Source organism: Pseudomonas sp. 05L36 (assembly GCF_056398125.1).
Map to the genome: position 1 here is coordinate 72,386 of NZ_JBFTOU010000017.1, position 18,722 is coordinate 91,107.

Genomic DNA, 18,722 nt, shown 5'->3' on the forward strand with positions numbered 1-18,722 from the left:
GATGAGCGTCAGCAGCACTTCTCCAGCCCTCAACCGTGCGCTGCTGCTCAGCCCGGTGCTCCTGACCCTGTTGGCCCTGATCGCCATTCCGCTGGGCATCATGGGCTACATCAGCCTGTTGCCACGCAACGTCTATGGTGGCGTCGACTGGCAGGCCAACTGGCAATTGCAAAGTTACGTTCAGCTGTTTTTCCAGGAAGGTTTCGACGGTGAACTGGAACTGAACTGGGTCTACGCCCAGGCACTGATCCGCTCGGTGTTTCAGGCCGGTGGCACCACGGTCCTGTGTTTCCTGTTCGGCTTCCCGGTGGCGCTGTGGATGTCGAGCCTGACGCCCCGCCGACGCAACCTGATGGTGTTGCTGATCACCATCCCGTTCTGGACCAACCTGCTGATCCGCAACTATGCGTGGCTGATCATCCTGCGCGAACACGGCTGGATTGCCCAGAGCCTCAACGCGCTGTTGCCGCAAGCCGGGGGCATCACCCTGCTCTACAACGACTTCGCGGTCAGCGTCGGCCTGGTCTACAGCTTCCTGCCGTTCATGATCCTGCCGATCTACTCGACCCTGGAAAAACTCGACTGGCGCCTGGTAGAAGCCGCCTACGACCTGGGTGCCAACCGCTGGCACGCGTTGCGCCGGATCATCCTGCCGCTGTCGATGCCGGGCGTGATCGCAGGTGCCTTGCTGGTGTTCGTACCGAGCCTGGGTGCCTTCATTACCCCGGCGATCCTCGGCGGCGGCAAGACGCTGATGATCGGCAACCTGATCCAGCAGCAATTCGGCACCGCGCGCAACTGGCCGCTGGGCAGTTCGCTGTCGTTCCTGTTGCTGGGGATCATGTTGCTGTCCCTGGTGCTCTACGCCCTCTATAGCCGCAATGCCGCCAAGACCCAACGCCCAGGAGCCCAAGCATGATCGCCCTGCACCTGAAGAAACTGCCCCTGACCCGTGAAGTCAGCCTGCTGATGCTGGCCTATCTGTACCTGCCGATTTTCGTGCTGATCGCCTACAGCTTCAACGCCAACCGCTCGGCGACGGTGTGGACCGAGTTCTCGTTCGCCTGGTACGGACGCATCCTGGCCAACCCGTCGATCCAGACCGCGGCGCTGAACTCGATCATCGTCGCCAGCATCGCCACGGTCTGTGCCACAGCCATTGCATTGCTCGCGGCATTGGCGACTTATCGGCCGTTCTACGGGCAGAAAATGGTCGAGGGCGGAATCAACCTGCCGCTGATCCTGCCGGAGATCGTCACCGCCGTCGCCACCCTGCTGCTGTTCATGGCGCTGGGGATCAAGCTCGGTTTGCTGACGGTCATCGTCGCCCACATCGGCTTCTGCATTCCCTTCGCTTACCTGCCAATCCGTGCGCGGCTCAACGACCTGGACAAGAGCCTGCTGGAAGCGGCGAACGACCTGTATGCCAACCCCTGGCAGGTGTTTCGCCGGGTGACCCTGCCGCTGCTGTGGCCGGCGGTGCTGTCCGGTTCGGTGTTGGCGTTCGTGGTCAGTCTCGACGATTTCATCATGACCTTCTTCGTCGCAGGTCCCGGTTCGACCACCTTGCCGGTGTACATCTTCTCGGCGATCAAGGCCGGTGTGACGCCGGAGATCAACGCGATCTCGACCCTGATGCTGGTGATTTCCATCGTGCTGGTGGTGCTGGCCTTCTGGCTGGGACAGCGCGGCAAACAACAATGAGCCTGGAGCGTTAACAATGATCCTGAAAAGCATGCGTTACGGCGTCGCCGGTCTGGCCCTCAGTTGCTTCACCGTTTTCACCGCCCAGGCCGCCGAGCCCAAGGAACTGTTCTTCTACAACTGGACCGACTACTACCCGGTCGACCTGCTGGCCAAGTTCGAAAAGGAGACCGGGATCAAGGTCACCATGGACGGCTACGACAGCAACGAAACCCTGCTGGCCAAGTTACAGGCCGGTGGTGCGGCGTACGACGTGATCGTGCCATCGCAATCGATCATGCGCACCCTGATCAATCAAGACCTGCTGCTGGAAATCGACGCCTCCGCCCTGCCCAACTTCCAGTACGTCAAACCGGCGTTCCGCGACCCGAGCTTCGACCCCGGTCGCAAGTTCTCGGCACCGTACCTGTGGGGCACTACCGGGTTCTCTTATGACAGCGCCCGGGTGCCCGGCGGCAAGCTCGACGACTCGTGGAAAGAGTTCTTCGAGCCGCGCAAGGAACTGCAAGGCCAACTCGCGGCCCTCGACACTTCCAGCAGCGTGATCAACGCCGCCAGCCACTACCTGAATGTCGACGAATGCAGCGAAAACCCGCAGGACGCCAAGCGCATCCTCGAACTGCTGCAAAAACAGAAACCCTTCCTGAAGATGTACAGCTCGGACAACACCGTCGACCGCATGGCCTCCGGTGAAGTGATCATGATGCAGAACTGGAACGGTTCTACAGCGCGGGCCACCTTGCAGAAGAGCACCATCAAGTACGTGTATCCGAAGGAAGGCCTGGCGATGTTCCAGGACAACTTCGCCGTACCGAAAAGCGCACCACACCCCGGCAACGCGAAGATCTTCATCGACTGGATGATGAAACCGGAAAACGCCGCCGCCGTGTCCAACGCCATCGCCTACGCCAACGGCATCCAGAGCGACAAGCTGATCGACGCCAAATGGCGGGTGATGGACGCCATCAACATGCCCGACGAGTTCGCCTCGCGCCTGCGCCCGGAAAAGGAATGCAGCAACAAGGCGCGGGAACTGCAGGACCGCATTTGGGCCAAGCTCAAGGGCTGATTGCCTGACTTGAAACCGAGTCGTGGCCTTCGCAGGCAAGCCAGCTCCCACAGTGATTTGTGCTGATCACACATTTTGTGAACACCCCCAAACCCTGTGGGAGCGAGCTTGCTCGCGATGGGGCCCGCCAAGACACCACTGAATTTGAGGTTTGCAATGAGTCAACCCCGCTGGCTGCGCAACGTGCGCCCCTACGGCTCAACCGCCGAAGACCTGCTGATCGAAAACGGCTGCTTCAGCCAACGCCGCCTGGCCTCGACCACCGAGCTGCTCGCCACCGACATCGACGGCCAGAACCAGTTGCTCACCCCCGCCCTGGTGGAAAGCCACGTGCACCTGGACAAAACCCTCTGGGGTCAACCCTGGCGCCCCAACAGCGCCGGCCCGACCCTCAAGGACTACATTGCCAACGAACGGCGCATCCTGCGCGAAGTCACCACACCGATTGCGCAACGGGCCGGTGCCCTGCTGGAAAACTGCATCGCCCGTGGCTCGCTGACCATGCGTTGCCACGTCGACATCGATCCGGAGTTCGGCCTGCATCATGTCGAGGCCATGCAGCAACTGCGCGAAAAATACCGCGACCTGATCGACCTGCAACTGGTGGTGTTCCCGCAGACCGGCCTGATCAGTCGCCCCGGCACCGCCGAACTGATGCGCGAAGCCATGGCCCTGGGTGTGGAAAACGTCGGTGGACTGGACCCGTGCGGCATCGACAACGACCCCATCGCACAACTGGATTTCGTCTTCAAACTGGCCAGCGAGTTCGACCGGGGCGTCGACATTCACCTGCATGACAAGGGTGAGCTGGGCCTGTGGCAGATCGCGCTGATCGCCGACTACACCAAGCGCTACGGCCGCCAGGGCCGGGTGATGATCAGCCACGCGTATTGCCTGGGGATGTTGCCGTGGAGCCAGGTCAAACCGGTGGCCGAGCGCCTGGCGGCGCTGGGTATTTCGCTGATGAGCTCGGCCCCGGCCGATTGCGCGGTGCCGCCATTCATGGCCTTGCGCGAAACCGGCGTGAATGTGTGCCTGGGCTCGGACGGCATTCGTGATGCCTGGTCGCCCATGGGCAACGGCGACATGCTGGAACGGGCGATGTTGCTGGCGTTCCGTTTCGATTTGAACAAGGACGAAGAACTGGCGGCGGCGTTCGAAGCGGCGACCGTCAACGGCGCCCAGGCGCTGGGTTGCGAAGCCAATCGCCTGGAGATCGGCCAGCCGGCGGACTTCCTGCTGATGCCGGTGCAAACGCTGGGCGAAGCCGTGGTTTCGCGACCGCTGCGTCAGGTCTATCGCGCAGGTCGGTTAATTGCTACGGGTGGCCGTTTGCTGGAAAGCCGTCTGTGAAGCGCATCGGCTTGCGGGCCAGTTGCGTAGTCGGCTTCGACGGCACGCAGCATGTGCTGTGGCGCGACGGCGAAGTGGTGTTCACAGGCTCGCGCATCGAGTTTGTCGGGCGCGGTTATCCGGGGCCGGTGGATCGGTGGATCGATTACGGCAACGCGTTGATCGGCCCCGGCTTCATCGATCTGGATGCCTTGGGCGATCTCGATTCCACGGTGCTGACCCTGGATAATGGCGACGAGCGCGCCATGGGCCGAATGTGGTCGGCGCAGTATCTGGCGCGTGGATCGCGGGAAAGCTACAGCCCCGAAGAGGAAGTCTTCAAATACCGCTACGCCTTCACCCAGCTGATCCGCAACGGCATAACCACCGCCATGCCGATCACCTCGATGTACTACCGCGAATGGGCCGAGACCTATGACGAATTTGCAGCGGTAGCCGGTGTGGTGGCCGAGTTGGGGCTACGCACTTACCTCGGCCCTTGCTACATGAGCGGCATGAGTTACTGGCGCACCGATGGAACCCTTGCGCACCACTGGGACGAAGCCCGGGGCATGGCCGGCCTCGATGCCGCCGAACGGTTTTTCCGGGATTTCGACGGTGCGAACAGCGGTCTGATTCGCGGCGCGCTGCTGCCCGATCGCATCCAGACCTGTACCCCGGCGCTGCTGCAACGCACCGCCGCGCTGAGTCGGGAACTGAACGCACCGATGCGCTTGCACTGCTGCCAGGGCCTCGGCGAGGTGACGATGGTCGAGCAACTGCGCGGCACCTCGTCATTGGGCTGGTTGCAGCAGCTTGGGTTTTTGACCCCGCGCAGCCTGCTGCCCCACGGCATCTACACCCGAGGCGATGACGACCTGCAACGGCTGGTGGATGGCGGCGCGAGCCTGGTGCATTGCCCCGTGGTGTTCGCCCGGGACGGCGAGGCGCTGAATTCGTTTGGCCGCTATCGGGCCAAGGGCATCAACTTCGCCCTGGGCACCGACACCTGGCCGGCGGACTTGCTGGACAACATGCGCCAGGGATTGAACATCGCTCGCCTGATGGAGGGTGGCAACGAGCTGACCAGCACGCTGGACCTATACAACGCCGCGACCCTCGGCGGTGCCAAGGCACTGGGCCGCAACGATCTCGGCCGCCTGGCACCGGGCTGCAAGGCCGACATCACCGTGTTCAACCTGCGCGGGATGCACCTGGGACCTCTCTTCGATCCGTTGAAAAATCTGGTGCTGGCCGGGCGCGGTGATGACTGCATCGCCAGCTACATCGACGGCCGTTGCGTGATGCAGGACGGCCAGGTCGAGGGCGTCGACTACCCCGCCCTGCAACGCCAGGCCCAACGCCAATTCGAAAAACTGATGCGCAGCCACAGTGACCGGGCCTTTGGCCAACCGGACTGGAAGAGCCTGTTTCAGCCCGCCATCCCGTTCGCCGACGACTACAGCGCACATTCGCCACTGAGCGCGATTGATCCACTTCTCTAGAGATTTCTGCCCATGCAAAGCTTCGACTTCAGCACATTGAGCCCACGGGACAAGTACAAGATCCTGATCGGCAGCGTCGTGCCACGGCCGATCGCCCTGGTCACCACCGTCGACGGCGAAGGCCGGGTCAACGCGGCGCCGTTCAGCTTCTTCAATGCGCTGTCGGCCGATCCACCCATCCTCGCCCTGGGCGTGGAAAACTACGGCGACCAAAGCCCCAAGGACACCACCCGCAACATTCAGCTCAACCAGGAATTCACCGTGAACATCGTCAGCGATGCCCTGGTGGAAGCCATGAACGTCTGCGCCGTGCCCTTCGCCCCCGGCTTCGATGAACTGACCGCCGCCGGCCTCACCGCCATCCCCGGCACCACGGTCAAATGCCCGCGCATCGGCGAAGCCCCGGTGGCGCTGGAGTGCCGGCGGATGATGGCCCTGTCCATCGGCCAATCCCGGGAGATCATCTTCGGTGAAGTGCTGATGGCCCATGTGCGGGACGAACTGATCGACCCGAAAACCCTGTACATCGATCAACTGGGGCTCGACGCCATCGGACGCATGGGCGGGCATGGCTATGCGCGCACGCGGGATTACTTCGATCTGCCGACACGGTCGTTACAGGCGTGGACGGATGCACCGGGCGGTGGGGAGCGGTTTTGGCCGCTGACCAAGTAGCACGCAATGACACAACCCTGTAGGAGCGAGCCTGCTCGCGATGGTGGATAACGATAACGCGGGCTTTCTGAATGAACGCGGCGCTCTCAAGTCCATCGCGAGCAAGCTCGCTCCTACAGGGGGAGTGCATGTGTCAGTGGAAATCCCGACTGCGCACGGTGATGCCATCCAGCAACTCACTCAGATCACTCAAGCGGCCGGCAATCAGATGCCGTACCTCGCCCTCCTTCTCCCAGCGGCCATCGACCTTGAGCAACTGCGAGCCGACCAACACCTGGCGCTGCCGCTCGGCCAGGTCGCGCCACACCACCACGTTGACGTTGCCGAACTCGTCCTCAAGGGTGACGAAGGTCACGCCGCTGGCGGTGGCTGGGCGTTGTCGGCCGGTGACCAGCCCGGCGATGCTGACCGGCCGACCGTGCTCGACGTCCAGTAATTCCTTCGAACTGCGGCAGCGTCGCGCCTTCAACTCACCGCGTAACAGGGCCAACGGATGCGGCCCGAGGGTGGTGCCGACACTGGCGTAATCGGCTTGCAGGTCCTCGCCCACGGTGGGCTTGGGCAACGCCACCGCGTCCTCCTCCTGGCTCGGCAGGCCGGCAAACAAACCCAGCTGCTTTTGTACCCCGGCCACTTCCCAGCGCGCCCGATGGCGATCACCGGCCAGGCCACGCAACGCGCCGGCATCGGCCAGTTGCTCCTGGGCGCGGGCATCGAGTCGTGCCCGTTCGCCGAGGTCGGCGAGGTCGGCAAACGCGCCTTTGGAGCGTGCCGCCACGATGCGTCGGGCATCGTCCTCGCGAAACCCCTTGATCATGCGCAGGCCCAGGCGAATCGCCGGTTGCGCACCGGCGATCGGCTCCAGGCTGCAATCCCAGTCACTGGCGCGCACGTCCACCGGGCGAACCTGCAAATGATGACGCCGAACGTCCTGCAGAATCTGGTCCGGGCTGTAGAACCCCATGGGCCAGCTGTTGATCAGCGCACAGGCGAAGGCCGCCGGCTCGTGGCATTTCAACCAGCAACTGGCGTAGGTCAGCAAGGCAAAACTGGCCGCGTGGGATTCGGGAAAACCGTAGCTGCCAAAGCCCTTGATCTGCTCGAAGATCTGCGCGGCGAACTCGGCGGTGTAGCCGTTTTTCTTCATCCCGGCGGCCAGCCTTTCCTTGTGCGGTTCGAGCCCGCCGTGGCGTTTCCACGCGGCCATGGAGCGACGTAGCTGGTCGGCCTCGCCGGGGCTGTAGTCGGCGGCGACGATGGCGATCTGCATGACCTGTTCCTGAAACAGCGGCACACCGAGGGTGCGCTTGAGCACCACTTCCAGTTCCGGCGACGGATAGGCCTCCGGTTCTTCCTTGTTCCGTCGCCGCAGGTACGGGTGCACCATGCCGCCCTGGATCGGCCCCGGCCGAACGATGGCGACCTCGATCACCAGATCGTAAAACGTCTTCGGCCTGAGCCTGGGCAGCATCGACATCTGCGCCCGGGACTCGATCTGGAACACGCCGATGGTGTCGGCCCGACCGATCATTTCGTAGGTGGCCGCATCTTCGGACGGGATGCTCGCCAGGCTCAGGTCCAGCCCCCGGTGCCGGCGCAGCAGATCGAAACATCGGCGAATCGCGCTGAGCATGCCCAGCGCCAGGATATCGACCTTGAGCAAACCGACCGCATCGAGATCATCCTTGTCCCATTGGATGATGGTGCGTTCGGCCATGGCGGCATTTTCCACCGGTACCAGACTGTCCAGCGGCTGCTCGGAAATCACGAAACCGCCGGGGTGCTGGGACAAATGCCGGGGGAAGCCGATCAGTTGCCCTGTCAGGCGGAGCACCCGGTGCAGCATCGGGCTCTCGGGGTCGAACCCGCCCTCGCGCAGACGCTCCACGGGCGGTGTCTCATCGCTCCAGTGACCGCAGCAATCGGCCAGGGCGTTGATCTGGTCCGGCGGCAAGCCCAATGCCTTGGCCACATCCCGTACCGCACCGGCGGCGTGGTAAGTGCTGACCACCGCCGTCAACGCGGCCCGGGCCCGGCCATAACGCTGGAACACGTACTGCAAGACTTCCTCGCGGCGTTCATGCTCGAAATCGACGTCGATGTCCGGCGGTTCGTTACGCTCTTTGGAGAGAAAACGCTCGAACAACAGCGTGGTGCGATCCGGATCGATTTCAGTGATGCCCAGGGCAAAACACACCGCCGAGTTGGCGGCCGAGCCGCGCCCCTGACAAAGAATGTGCTGGGTGCGGGCGAAGCGGACGATATCGTGGACCGTCAGGAAATAGCTTTCATAGCCCAGCTCCGCGATCAGTTGCAGCTCCTTGTCGATCTGCACCAGCACTTCGCTTTTCGGCCCTTTTGGCCAGCGCCACTCGATGCCTTCCGCGGTCAAATGACGCAGCCACGAGGTGGCCGAGTGCCCTTGCGGCACCAGTTCGCGGGGGTACTGGTAACGCAACTGGCCAAGTTCAAAGGTGCAGCGCCGGGCGATGTTCAGCGTTTCCGCGAGCAAGTCTGGCGGATAAAGCGCCTGCAACACATCGAGACCGCGCAGATGGCGTTCGCCGTTGGGATGCAGGCGCAACCCGGCATCGGCCACCGGCAGGTGATGACGGATCGCGGTCATGGTGTCCTGCAAGGCGCGCCGGCCGCGCGCGTGCATGTGCACATCGCCGCAAGCGACCGCAGGAATACGCAACTCCCTGGCCAGGGTCAGCAGATCGTCCAGGCGCCGGGCATCGTCCTGACCGCAATGCAACTGCACCGCCAGCCACAGTCGCTCGGCGAAGACCTGCTTGAGCCAGCGGCCCTGTTCAAAGGCATCGACAGCGTCCGGCACCCACAACGCCAGCAATCCCGGCAAGGGTTCGCTGAAGTCTTCATGCAGCACCTGATACTGGCCTTTCTGCGTGCGGCGCCGGGCGCGGGTGATCAATCGGCACAGCGCCTGATAGCCCTCGAGGCTCTCCACCAGCAGCACCAGTTTCGGACCGGTCTCGATGCGTATTTCACTGCCGATGATCAGCGGCAACTCCACGGACTTCGCCGCCTGCCAGGCGCGAACGATGCCCGCCAGGGTGCATTCGTCGGTGATCGCCAGGGCTTGATAACCCTGCTTTTTCGCGCGCTGGAACAGCTCGAGGGCACTGGAGGCACCGCGCTGGAAGCTGAAGTTCGACAGGCAGTGCAATTCGGCATAGTCGATGCTCATGCGAACCAGCCCTGCAACCACAACGGGCCGTCCTCACCGACCGCCCGGTAGGCCCAGCCCTGTTGGCCGGCACGGGTTTCGATCAGGTAATAGTCGCGGCGTACGTCGTCGCCATCCCACCAGCCGGACTCGATACGCTCCGGCCCCATGAGGATGCGCGCCGAGCCCTGATGCACAGCCAGCGGATCAGTCAGCAGCCAGCCCGGCCGCTTCACCGCGGCCGGCACCGTGCAAGGCTGGCTGTCGGCACTGGCCTGCCACGCACACTCGGGGCGGTGGTCGGCCTGGAAGCGCAGGCCATGCACCGCGTCATCCCCCAGCCGCGCACGCAGGCGTTCGCGCAGTTGCTCCCAGGGCAAGGACTGCTGCGGGCGATCGTCGAACAGTTCCTGATGCTGGGGCACAAAGGTCGGCAGGTCTTCGGCACGCAGGCGAAAACCGCGTACCGGTGCCTCGACCTGGACCTGCTCCAGTCGCCCCCGGGCCAGTTCGAAGAGCATCGCCGGATCGCGCTCGGCGCTGAGCAGGCCGACCTTGATGAGCGTATCCGGCAACCCGGCGTGCTCCAGGTGCAGGTCGAAACGCTGTACGCCGCTGTCACGACCGCAGAGGAACGCCGACAAGTCGCCGGTCAATCGGCGCAACGGAAACAGCAAGGCTTGATGGGACTGCACATCGAAATTGAGTTCGATACGCACATCGAAGCGGTCCGGCGGCAGGTAAAACGTCAACGCCAGCCGCCGCAACCCCGACAGGGCATCCAGATGCTTGAGCACCTGGGCCTCGAAACGCCGGGCCAGGCTATGCCGGGGCAGCGCCTGCACCTGGCTCAAGATGCGCAAGCCCATGCGCGACAAGGCCGTGGCGACCGAGGCTTCGAGGCCGATCCGGTCGACGGGCATTTGCCCCAGGTGATGCTGCAAGGCTTGATCGTCCGGGACCACCAGACCGTCATAGGCATTGGCCAGCACCCGCGCCGCCACCGGGTTGGGCGCGGCCACGATGCGGTGCCGAAACCCCAGCTCGTCGAGCTCACGGCGCAAAAGCGCTTCGAATTGCGGCCAGGCACCGAACAAGCCGAGGCTGGATTCGATCTCGAACACCAGGGCCCGGGGGTAATGCACGCTGACCTGGGAACTGAAGCGATAGGCCCAGGCGGCGAGGAACTGCTGCCAGTGTTCGATTTCAGCGGCGTCGTATTCGGCCGTGACAAAGCCTTTGCTCAAGGCCTGTGCCGCGCTCATGGACTGGCCGGGACGCAAACCCAGCGCCCGCGCCGCACTGTTGACGGCCTGCAGCACCCGGCGCTGGGCCGGGCCGGTCAGCAACGCCAGGGGTTCATCGGGATCGGCGCGCTGACGCAGTACCGCGTCCAGCGCCAATTGCGGGAAAACAATGCAGACCCAGCGCATGGCAACCTCAATGCCCCACGGCGAAGGCAATCGGCGCCGAACGGGCCAGGCCGCCGCGGCACTTGAGCACGCGCAGTTGTGCCGGTCGGGCATCGATGGCAATGCGCAGGGCCGCTGGCGAAGGGTTGATCGCTTCACCGAGGGGACGATAGGCGAAGGCCAGGGTCTGGCCGGTTTCCGCCGCCACCTGCAAGCGGCGCAAGGCGCGGTCATCGGCCTTGTGCGGCCAGCACAGCACCGCGCCGCAACTGCCCGAGCGCAGGCATTGTTCCGCGGCCCACAGCGCATCGCGCTCGCTGGCCTGGATGATCGACAACTGACGCAGATCCACTCCGGCGCCCTGCCACGCCTGGGGGTACGGCACACAAGGCGGCGCCACCAGCACGATGCGCTCGCCCGCCGCCGACAGCCGTGCCAGTGTCGGCCACACCAGTTGCAACTCGCCCACGCCCTGCCCGGCCAACAGGATTTCCGTCAGTGCCGCCTCCGGCCAGCCACCGCTGGGCAACGCGGCGTCCAGCGCAGCATGCCCGGTGGGTTGCGGGCTGGCAGCCGGTGGCGCAGGCCGGCCCTTCCAGACCTGGCCGCCATTGAACAGCGTATCCAGCGCAACGACGGCACCCATCAGCCTTGCCTCACCAGGCCACAGAACACGCCTTCGATGGCCAGGTCCCGGTCGGCTTCGACAATGATCGGCTGGTAGGCCGGGTTGCGCGGCAGCAGGCGAACCACATCGCCGACCCGCTCGAAGCGCTTGATGGTGACTTCGCCGTCGAGCCGCGCCACGACGATCTGGCCATTAACGGCCTCGGGGCTGCGGTGCACGCCCACCAGATCGCCGTCGAGGATGCCGTCCTCGATCATCGAGTCACCCCGCACCCGCAACATGTAGTCCGGCACCCGCGAGAAGATCGACGGATCGAGCAGCAAGCGGCTATGGACTTCCGCATCGGCCCCAATCGGCGCACCGGCCGCCACTCGGCCAAGCACCGGGATGTCCAGCAATTCGGGACGCGGCGGCTGCCCGAGCAGGCGAATGCCCCGGGCCTGATGCGGGTTGACCTCGATAAACCCGGCTTCGGTCAGCGCCAGCACATGCTTGCGCGCGACGCTGCGGGAGGCGAAACCGAACGCCTCGCTGATTTCAGCGAGGCTCGGAGGCTGACCGTGCTCGGCGATGCGATCGCGGATAAAGGTCAGGATGGCGGTACGGCGGGGAGTCAGAGTCGTCATGGAGTACATTTGTACTCTTTTGGCTTTTTCCTGGCAAGGACTTGTAGGAGCTGTCGAGTGAAACGAGGCTGCGATCTCTTGAGACCAGAGCAAAAAGATCGCAGCCTGCGGCAGCTCCTACAGGAAGCCGGTTCAAACGTAACGTCCAGCGCTCCGTACTCGAACAAAACGGACGATCAAAAAATAAGGCCTACCGTTCGTCGCCTTTCTAAAAAATTAGCCTCTCAAGAAAATAAAAATCCATAAAAAAAGTACAAACCGCACATTTATTCTTACAGAAATATTCTACTCAACATAGCAAGATCATTTCTGCTTGCCGATAACTAAAATACAGATTCAAAAAGGAATTCCACAGTTCCACGCTAAAAACTATCCACACCAAAACAAAACCAAGCCACTAAGATTCCTAACATCATGCAGGACGCATCTTAAAAACATGCAGGAATCCCCCTACAACACAAAGTTCTCTCGCTTGCATCCAACAGCAAAATCAACTAATCCTTGCAACACCACTTAACACCAAGTGGCGCCCCAAAACAAAAGCAAAATGAAAAACAACAAACATGGAGAATCGCCACCCAATGACCAAAAATATTATACCCAGAGTTTCTTCCCTGGTATCCATATTCATAAAAGAACAATTAAAAGAACCCATTGCCTTTTTCTGGATCTTGATATCACCTTGTGCGATGTTCTATTTTTTTGCAACAACCAGGCAAGACCCCAACTATTTCTCGAGCAATTACATTACGATTTCAGCATGGTTTTATGCTTATATCTCTTCTAGTGTCGCATTATTTGGATTCGCCTTTTACATAATCGGAAGAAGGGAAAGCGGGTTCACCCGATCATTTATTTACTCCAGGGAATCAAAACTGATTTTTCTCTTATCGCACTTCACTGCCTACTCGCTAATATCAATATCTTACTGCACAACCTTTTACTTAACGACCAAATTCCCATTTGAAAACTACAACCTCAATGAACTACTGAATATCGCACTACGCTTTTACATCTGTTTTATCATGTTTTGCACTTTCGGGGCTGCATTTTCATTGTTACCGATCAACTTTCAGAACTCGAACACTTTGCTTTCCATTTTTTCGTTCTGCATGCTGATTCTCGGCGTAATGAGTGCCAGCAGATCAAACCCCATCACCGACACTTTGAACCTCGCAAACCCACTGACACTTGCAAGCCAGATAATGGAACAAGGTCTTGAATCCAACAAACTCATCACGACAGCAATAATTATTTTATTTATTTCAGTACTGCACAGAACGTTCAAGCACCTGAGAGTCAATCCCGTATGGAGCCGATACTGATGAAAAAATTCACGGCGCAGAGCATCGATTTCTCCTATACAGACAACCCCCTCTTGACCCAGGCATCTCTTGAGGTTGCTCAAGGTAACATTGTCGGCATTCTGGGGCCCAACGGATCTGGAAAAACAACTTTTTTCGATATCGTCTGCGACCTTAAAAAAGCAAAGTCCGGCTTCATAAAAAACGACTTCAGTCACTTTTTATACCTTTCTCAAATCATCTCCACCCCCCCACCATTGCGCATGCGTGACATTTTTAAAATGGTGACTGCACTGTCATCAAGCGAGCCCATGACACAAGAAACAACCTTAGAAAAACTAAGTGCGTGGAGCCCTGCGATAGTTAACCGATACCAAGACATATGGAACAAAAAATCATCGCTGTGCAGCTACGGAGAGACACGCTGGTTCTTTACGCTCTCTCTTCTTTCAATGTCTGCAGATTTCGTGATTCTCGACGAACCTACTGCCGGTGTAGATCCTGAATTTCGCCGCTATATTTGGCAATGCCTTCACGGCACCGCCAGGGAGGGCACCGCTATTCTGGTTTCATCGCACAATGTTGATGAGGTAATTAACCATTGTGATTATTTTTATATGATTAGCCAGCAACGCTTCAATCGCTTTGCCAATGGTAGTGAGTTCATGCATCGGTATGGCGTAAAGACTGTGGACGATGCGTTTATCCGAGCCGTTACTGAACCTGTATTCGCAACATAAGCAACTGGAAGCGCACACGGGGGAGCTGCCGCAGACCGCGACAACTCCCGATAAGGAATGGAGTTCGATTCAGTCGGTAAGCCCGGCAAGATAAGCCCACGGATAAATCCCCCGCTCATGCCCGTCGCTGAACACCAGTTGCAGGCCATAACCCTGGGAGTGCAACTCGATCACCTGAACCCGCGCATCCACCAACGGCGCCATCCCCCGCAACCGAAACGCCCGGCACTGCGAGCACGGGCACTGCCGACGCAATTCGGCATGTTCGAACACCTGCTCGCGACCATCCGGCCAGTTCAGTCGCAACTGCTGTTTGCTGCGGGAATTGCCAATCGCCAGCGGGTTCATTGCAGTTGACTCAAGGCAATGCGCACGGCCTTGCGCACTTCAGGGTCGCCGTCGTCTTGTGCGTCCTGCAATGCCGCAATGGCCCGTGGGTCGTTCAATTCGCCGAGGGCCAACGCGGCTTCCTTGCGCAGGTTGCTGATGCGGTGGCCGAGGGTGTCGATCAGCGCTTCGAGCGCAGGTACAAAACGCAAGCGACCGAGGCTGCGGGTGGCGCGCAGGCGCACTTGCCAGTAATCGTCGTCCAGGGCGTCGATCAGGGCCGGGCCGGCGTCGAGGTGGCCGACCTTGCCCAGGGTGGTGGCGGCTTCTTCGCGGACTTGCCAGGCAGCGTCCCGCAAGGCCTGGCGCAGGGCCGGCAGCACCTGTGCGTCAGACGCCAGGCCCAAGGCCCCGGTGGCGGCACGCCGAACTTCAGTGTCCGGGTCAGCGCTGGCCAGCCGCGCCAGTGCCGGCAAGGCATCGAGTTGCTTGAGCCAGCCGAGTACGCCCACCGCCTCGCGGCGCACGCTGGCGCTTGCATCGTCCAGTGCCCGGGCAGCCGCTTCGGCGGCATCGGGGCAACGCAACTCGCGCAACGCCCGGAACGCAGCAATGCGTACGCCGCTGTCGGCGTGCCCGGTCCACGGCAGAATGACCCGGCCCGCCGCTTCACTCTTGAGCAGGCTGAGGCTTTGCGCAGCGGCCACCTGCACTACCGGGGATGGATCCGTCAGCGCCTGGCACAACGCCTCGACCACCGGCGCGTCCTCCCAGGCTTCCAGCAACCGCGCGGCTTCGGCGCGAACGTCTGCAATCGGGTCTTCGGCCAGTCGATTGATCAACCACAGCAGGCCGTCCGGTTCCTCGAGATCGGCCAGTTCGATCAGCGCGATCCGGCGCACACCGGCATCCTCGTCGGTCAGGCGCGGTTGCAGGGCCAGAATGTCGTCGTTATCGGTTACATCGAATAGTGAGGTCATAGGGCAAATCGCGGCAGTTTGTTTTCAGGGGGAAGTCCGAGCGGGTTCAGGCGCGGCAGTTGCCGACTGTCTTCGTGTCGCAGGAGTTCGAGGCAATGGCGCTTGAGATGCGAGAATTCAGGGCGGGTCATCAGCTCCGTGCTGCGCGGCCGGGGGAACTCCAGGCGCAGGTCTTCGATGATCCGCCCGGGGCGCGAGCTCATGACCAGCAAGCGATCGGCGAGGAACAGCGCTTCGTCGATGTCATGGGTGACAAAGACCACGGTGGTGCGGATGCGCGTCCAGATGTCCAGCAGCAGTTCCTGCATGTTCAATCGGGTCAGTGCATCGAGGGCGCCGAAGGGTTCGTCCATCAGCAACAGGCTCGGACGGTTGACCAGCACCCGGGCAATTTCCACCCGTTGCTGCATGCCCCCGGAGAGCTGGTCGGGCCAACGCCCGGCAAAACCTTCGAGGCCCACCAGTGCGAGGATTTCATCCGCCGCCTTGTGCCGTTCGACCTTGCCGACGCCTCGCATTTTCAAGCCGAACGCCACGTTGTCGCGCACCGTGCGCCACGGAAACAGGGTGTGCTGCTGGAACACCATGCCGCGCTGGGGCGATGGACCGGAGACTGCTGCGCCATCGACGTTGAGCGTGCCGGTGCGCGGTTGCAGGTGGCCGGCCAGCGCGCCGAGCAAGGTGGACTTGCCGCAACCGGACGGCCCGAGAATGCACACGAACTGCCCCGGCTCGATCTGGCAATCGAGGCCCTGCACCGCTTCGAAAGCCGCGGCTCCCTCGCCAAGGCTGATCGACAGCCCGCGAATGTCGATGCGCCCTTCCAGGTGTTGAAAAACGCTCATCAGGCTTTTCCTCGTGGTCGATGCCAGGGCGTGAACAGCCCGCCCAGACGCTTGATCAGCAGGCTGCTGCCCATGCCGAGCACGCCGATCAGCAACATGCCGACGACGATGTCGGCGTAGTTCTGGATGGTGTAGGACTCCCAGGTGTAATAGCCGATGCCGAATTGGCCGGAGATCATTTCCGCCGTCACCAGGCAGAACCACGAGGTGCCCATGCCGATGGCCAGGCCGGTGATGATGCTCGGCGCGGCGCCCGGAAGAATCACCTCCAGCAGGATGGCCCGGCGCCCTGCCCCGAGGCTTTTCGCCGAGGCGATCAGCCGTGGGTCGACGCCTTCGACGCCATGCACGGTGTTGAGCAGGATCGGGAACAGTGCGCCGGTGAAGGTGATGAACACCATCGACAGCTCCGACGAGGGAAACATCAGGATTGCCAGGGGAATCCACGCCACGGCCGGGATCGGGCGCAGTACTTCCAGGGGTGGCAGCAACAGATCTTCGGCCCATTTCGAGCGACCGATGGCCAGGCCCAGGGCCACGCCGATGATCAGCGCCGCGAAGTAACCGGCGAACACCCGGCCGAGGCTGCTGCCCAGGTGCTGCGCGAGCTTGCCCGAGTCGCCTAGGCCGAGGGCGGCTTCAATGACCGCCACGGGTGTCGGGACATTGGCGAAGGTCACCAGGCCGAGGTTCCAGTGGTGGCTGGCGGCGAGTTGCCAGAACAGCAGGCAGAGCAGCAGTGAAGCGACTCTGGGGAGCCAGCGTGAATAGGATCGGTACACAATTTTTCCTCTTAACCCGCCTCCTGTAGGAGCGAGCTTGCTCGCGAAGAACGCCAACAATGATGCGTTCTGTCTGAAGGATCGCGTTATCTGGACGTTTTTCGTCGGAACGCCGCCCGGAGCAAGCTCGCTCCTACAGGGGACTGTAGTGTTTTGCCGGTTAGCGAACGGCCACGGCCTGGGCAGTGGCATCGGTGAAGTCAAAGACCTTCCCGCCCTGGGCCGTGGCGAACTGCTGGGCCTGGCCTTTGAGCAAAAACGCACTCAGTTGCCCTTTCCCGTCGGTGGCAAACCACGCCTGGTCCGCCAGCAACTTGATCCCGCTGTCGCTGGCCTGGGCGTACACCGCGCGGATGTTTTTGCCTTCCTGCTTCAGGGCTGCCAGCGCGGCAAACGCCGCTTGCGCCGAGGCGTACTGGCGAACCTTCGGCTCACCGCGCACCCAGATTTCCGCCACGTGGCTGAAGTCGGTGATGGTTTTACCGCTGGTGACATCGACGGCTTTGAGCGGTGCCTGGGCGTAATTGGCCAACTGCGCGCTGTAGTCGAGGTTCGAGGCCTTGAAGGCAGCGCGGATGTATTGGTCGTCGATGAAGGTGTTGAGATCCAGACCGCGATCCGCCTTCTTCAACAGCTTGAGGGTCTCGATGGCTGTGCCCACGGCCTGGCGATATTCCGGCTTCCAGCTCAGGTCGCGGGTCTGCACACCGAGAGGGCCATGGAACAGGTAATTGACCTCGGCATCGACCCCGGTGACCTTGGCGATCAACTCGCTGTATTTCTCCGGTTCAGCCGTCAGCAACTGGTTGGCTTCGATACTCGCCCGCAGGTAAGCGACGACGATTTCCGGGTACTTCTTCGCATAGGCCTGATCGACCAGCGCACCGTGGAAGGTCGGCGCGTTGGCCTGGGCGCCGTCATAAATCTTGCGCGCGAAACCGCGGCTGGGGAACAGTTCGGCGAAGGGCACGAAGTCAGCGTGAGCATCGATCTTGCCGGCCTGCAACGCGGAGCCGGCGACTTCCGGCGGCTGGGCGATGATGTTCACGTCCTTGAGCGGGTCCCAGCCCTGCGCCGCGACGGCGCGCAGCAGCATGCCATGGGCGGTGGAAGCGAACGGCACGGAAATGGTCTTGCCCTTGAGCTCCGCCAGCGACTGCACGCCCGATGCGCTTGGCACCACAATGCCGTTACCGCTGCCCTTGATGCTGCCCGACAGCACGCTGATGAACAGGCTGTGCTTGCCCGCCGTTTCGAACGCCACGCCGTTGAACGCGCCGGGGAAGTCGGCCATGGCGCCGAAGTCGAGTTTGCCGGCCACCATCTCGTTGGTCAGGGGGGCGCCGCTGGTGAAGTTTTTCCACTGCACCTCGTATTGGGCGTCTTTGTAGGGACCATCGTGGGGCAGGTATTTGTCCAGCAGCCCGAGTTCGCGAATCAACAATCCGCCGGCGGCGCAGTTGATGGTGGTGTCCTGGGTGCCGATGGCAATGCGGATGGTTTCGGCCGAGGCCGACAGGGTGAATGAAGCCAGTACCAGACCGGCCAAAGCTGCACGCAACATCATGAGTGTTTCCCCTCGAATCATTTATTGGATGTTCGT

At 61.7% G+C, this 18,722-nt stretch carries 16 protein-coding genes; 7 read left to right on the forward strand and 9 right to left on the reverse strand.

What is annotated here, in order from left to right; genetic code table 11:
• Position 1: 1 nt before the first annotated feature.
• From AC1DKH_RS18695 to AC1DKH_RS18720, 6 genes are all read left to right on the forward strand, one after another.
• Entirely contained in the window at positions 2-919 is a 918-nt protein-coding gene (locus tag AC1DKH_RS18695) for an ABC transporter permease (protein ID WP_477764018.1), read from the forward strand.
• Positions 916-1,704, forward strand: coding sequence for an ABC transporter permease (locus AC1DKH_RS18700; protein WP_007995935.1), 789 nt, complete (start codon positions 916-918; stop codon positions 1,702-1,704). Before AC1DKH_RS18695 ends, AC1DKH_RS18700 begins: the two co-directional genes overlap by 4 nt.
• Before the next feature lie 16 nt (positions 1,705-1,720).
• Positions 1,721-2,773, forward strand: a complete 1,053-nt coding sequence (locus AC1DKH_RS18705; protein ID WP_477755206.1) for an extracellular solute-binding protein — start codon at positions 1,721-1,723, stop codon at positions 2,771-2,773.
• Positions 2,774-2,929: 156 nt separating this feature from the next.
• On the forward strand, positions 2,930-4,126 hold the full coding sequence (locus AC1DKH_RS18710) for an amidohydrolase family protein (RefSeq protein WP_477798896.1): 1,197 nt from the start codon (positions 2,930-2,932) through the stop codon (positions 4,124-4,126).
• Positions 4,123-5,610, forward strand: a complete 1,488-nt coding sequence (locus AC1DKH_RS18715) for an amidohydrolase family protein (RefSeq protein ID WP_477798897.1) — start codon at positions 4,123-4,125, stop codon at positions 5,608-5,610. Before AC1DKH_RS18710 ends, AC1DKH_RS18715 begins: the two co-directional genes overlap by 4 nt.
• A 12-nt stretch (positions 5,611-5,622) precedes the next feature.
• Positions 5,623-6,285: a flavin reductase family protein gene (locus tag AC1DKH_RS18720; RefSeq protein ID WP_477798898.1), complete on the forward strand. Its 663-nt coding sequence runs from the start codon at positions 5,623-5,625 to the stop codon at positions 6,283-6,285.
• A 133-nt stretch (positions 6,286-6,418) separates the two neighbouring features.
• Here the strand turns inward: AC1DKH_RS18720 and AC1DKH_RS18725 are convergent, their stop codons facing one another.
• The 4 genes from AC1DKH_RS18725 to lexA are packed head-to-tail and all read right to left on the reverse strand — an operon-like array spanning position 6,419 to position 12,150.
• On the reverse strand, positions 6,419-9,517 hold the full coding sequence (locus AC1DKH_RS18725) for an error-prone DNA polymerase (protein WP_477798899.1): 3,099 nt from the start codon (positions 9,515-9,517) through the stop codon (positions 6,419-6,421).
• A complete protein-coding gene (locus AC1DKH_RS18730) occupies positions 9,493-10,908 on the reverse strand; it encodes a Y-family DNA polymerase (protein ID WP_477798900.1) in 1,416 nt (471 codons plus the stop codon). Before AC1DKH_RS18730 ends, AC1DKH_RS18725 begins: the two co-directional genes overlap by 25 nt.
• Before the next feature lie 7 nt (positions 10,909-10,915).
• Entirely contained in the window at positions 10,916-11,533 is a 618-nt protein-coding gene (gene imuA, locus AC1DKH_RS18735; RefSeq protein ID WP_223462842.1) for a translesion DNA synthesis-associated protein ImuA, read from the reverse strand.
• The gene (gene lexA, locus AC1DKH_RS18740; protein ID WP_347906995.1) at positions 11,533-12,150 is read right to left on the reverse strand and encodes a transcriptional repressor LexA; all 618 of its coding nucleotides are present in this window, start codon (positions 12,148-12,150) and stop codon (positions 11,533-11,535) included. The genes imuA and lexA overlap by 1 nt, the downstream gene beginning before the upstream one ends.
• A 1,315-nt stretch (positions 12,151-13,465) precedes the next feature.
• Between lexA and AC1DKH_RS18745 the strand changes: the two genes are divergently transcribed.
• Positions 13,466-14,185, forward strand: a complete 720-nt coding sequence (locus AC1DKH_RS18745) for an AAA family ATPase (RefSeq protein ID WP_477798901.1) — start codon at positions 13,466-13,468, stop codon at positions 14,183-14,185.
• A gap of 69 nt (positions 14,186-14,254) precedes the next feature.
• On the opposite strand, the gene AC1DKH_RS18750 is transcribed toward AC1DKH_RS18745, so the two are convergent.
• The 5 genes from AC1DKH_RS18750 to AC1DKH_RS18770 form a co-directional block, all read right to left on the reverse strand.
• Positions 14,255-14,533 carry a DUF971 domain-containing protein gene (locus AC1DKH_RS18750; RefSeq protein ID WP_477755703.1) on the reverse strand — a complete coding sequence of 93 codons (279 nt, stop codon included), beginning with the start codon at positions 14,531-14,533 and terminating at the stop codon, positions 14,255-14,257.
• Complete coding sequence (locus AC1DKH_RS18755) at positions 14,530-15,492, reverse strand: HEAT repeat domain-containing protein (protein ID WP_477798902.1); 963 nt, start codon at positions 15,490-15,492, stop codon at positions 14,530-14,532. The genes AC1DKH_RS18750 and AC1DKH_RS18755 overlap by 4 nt, the downstream gene beginning before the upstream one ends.
• Positions 15,489-16,337 carry an ABC transporter ATP-binding protein gene (locus tag AC1DKH_RS18760; protein WP_477798903.1) on the reverse strand — a complete coding sequence of 283 codons (849 nt, stop codon included), beginning with the start codon at positions 16,335-16,337 and terminating at the stop codon, positions 15,489-15,491. The genes AC1DKH_RS18755 and AC1DKH_RS18760 overlap by 4 nt, the downstream gene beginning before the upstream one ends.
• Complete coding sequence (locus AC1DKH_RS18765) at positions 16,337-17,119, reverse strand: ABC transporter permease (protein WP_477798904.1); 783 nt, start codon at positions 17,117-17,119, stop codon at positions 16,337-16,339. The genes AC1DKH_RS18760 and AC1DKH_RS18765 overlap by 1 nt, the downstream gene beginning before the upstream one ends.
• A 160-nt stretch (positions 17,120-17,279) precedes the next feature.
• Positions 17,280-18,686 (reverse strand): ABC transporter substrate-binding protein, encoded by a 1,407-nt coding sequence (locus tag AC1DKH_RS18770; RefSeq protein ID WP_477798905.1) that lies wholly within the window; start codon positions 18,684-18,686, stop codon positions 17,280-17,282.
• Positions 18,687-18,722: the final 36 nt, after the last annotated feature.

Bases quoted from the DNA above. Each gene is read 5' to 3' on its own strand.
- AC1DKH_RS18695 (WP_477764018.1), top strand. From the start codon at position 2: ATGAGCGTCAGCAGCACTTCTCCAGCCCTCAACCGTGCGCTGCTGCTC.
- AC1DKH_RS18700 (WP_007995935.1), top strand. From the start codon at position 916: ATGATCGCCCTGCACCTGAAGAAACTGCCCCTGACCCGTGAAGTCAGC.
- AC1DKH_RS18705 (WP_477755206.1), top strand. From the start codon at position 1,721: ATGATCCTGAAAAGCATGCGTTACGGCGTCGCCGGTCTGGCCCTCAGT.
- AC1DKH_RS18710 (WP_477798896.1), top strand. From the start codon at position 2,930: ATGAGTCAACCCCGCTGGCTGCGCAACGTGCGCCCCTACGGCTCAACC.
- AC1DKH_RS18720 (WP_477798898.1), top strand. From the start codon at position 5,623: ATGCAAAGCTTCGACTTCAGCACATTGAGCCCACGGGACAAGTACAAG.
- AC1DKH_RS18730 (WP_477798900.1), bottom strand. From the start codon at position 10,908: ATGCGCTGGGTCTGCATTGTTTTCCCGCAATTGGCGCTGGACGCGGTA.
- imuA (WP_223462842.1), bottom strand. From the start codon at position 11,533: ATGGGTGCCGTCGTTGCGCTGGATACGCTGTTCAATGGCGGCCAGGTC.
- lexA (WP_347906995.1), bottom strand. From the start codon at position 12,150: ATGTACTCCATGACGACTCTGACTCCCCGCCGTACCGCCATCCTGACC.
- AC1DKH_RS18745 (WP_477798901.1), top strand. From the start codon at position 13,466: ATGAAAAAATTCACGGCGCAGAGCATCGATTTCTCCTATACAGACAAC.
- AC1DKH_RS18750 (WP_477755703.1), bottom strand. From the start codon at position 14,533: ATGAACCCGCTGGCGATTGGCAATTCCCGCAGCAAACAGCAGTTGCGA.
- AC1DKH_RS18755 (WP_477798902.1), bottom strand. From the start codon at position 15,492: ATGACCTCACTATTCGATGTAACCGATAACGACGACATTCTGGCCCTG.
- AC1DKH_RS18760 (WP_477798903.1), bottom strand. From the start codon at position 16,337: ATGAGCGTTTTTCAACACCTGGAAGGGCGCATCGACATTCGCGGGCTG.
- AC1DKH_RS18770 (WP_477798905.1), bottom strand. From the start codon at position 18,686: ATGATGTTGCGTGCAGCTTTGGCCGGTCTGGTACTGGCTTCATTCACC.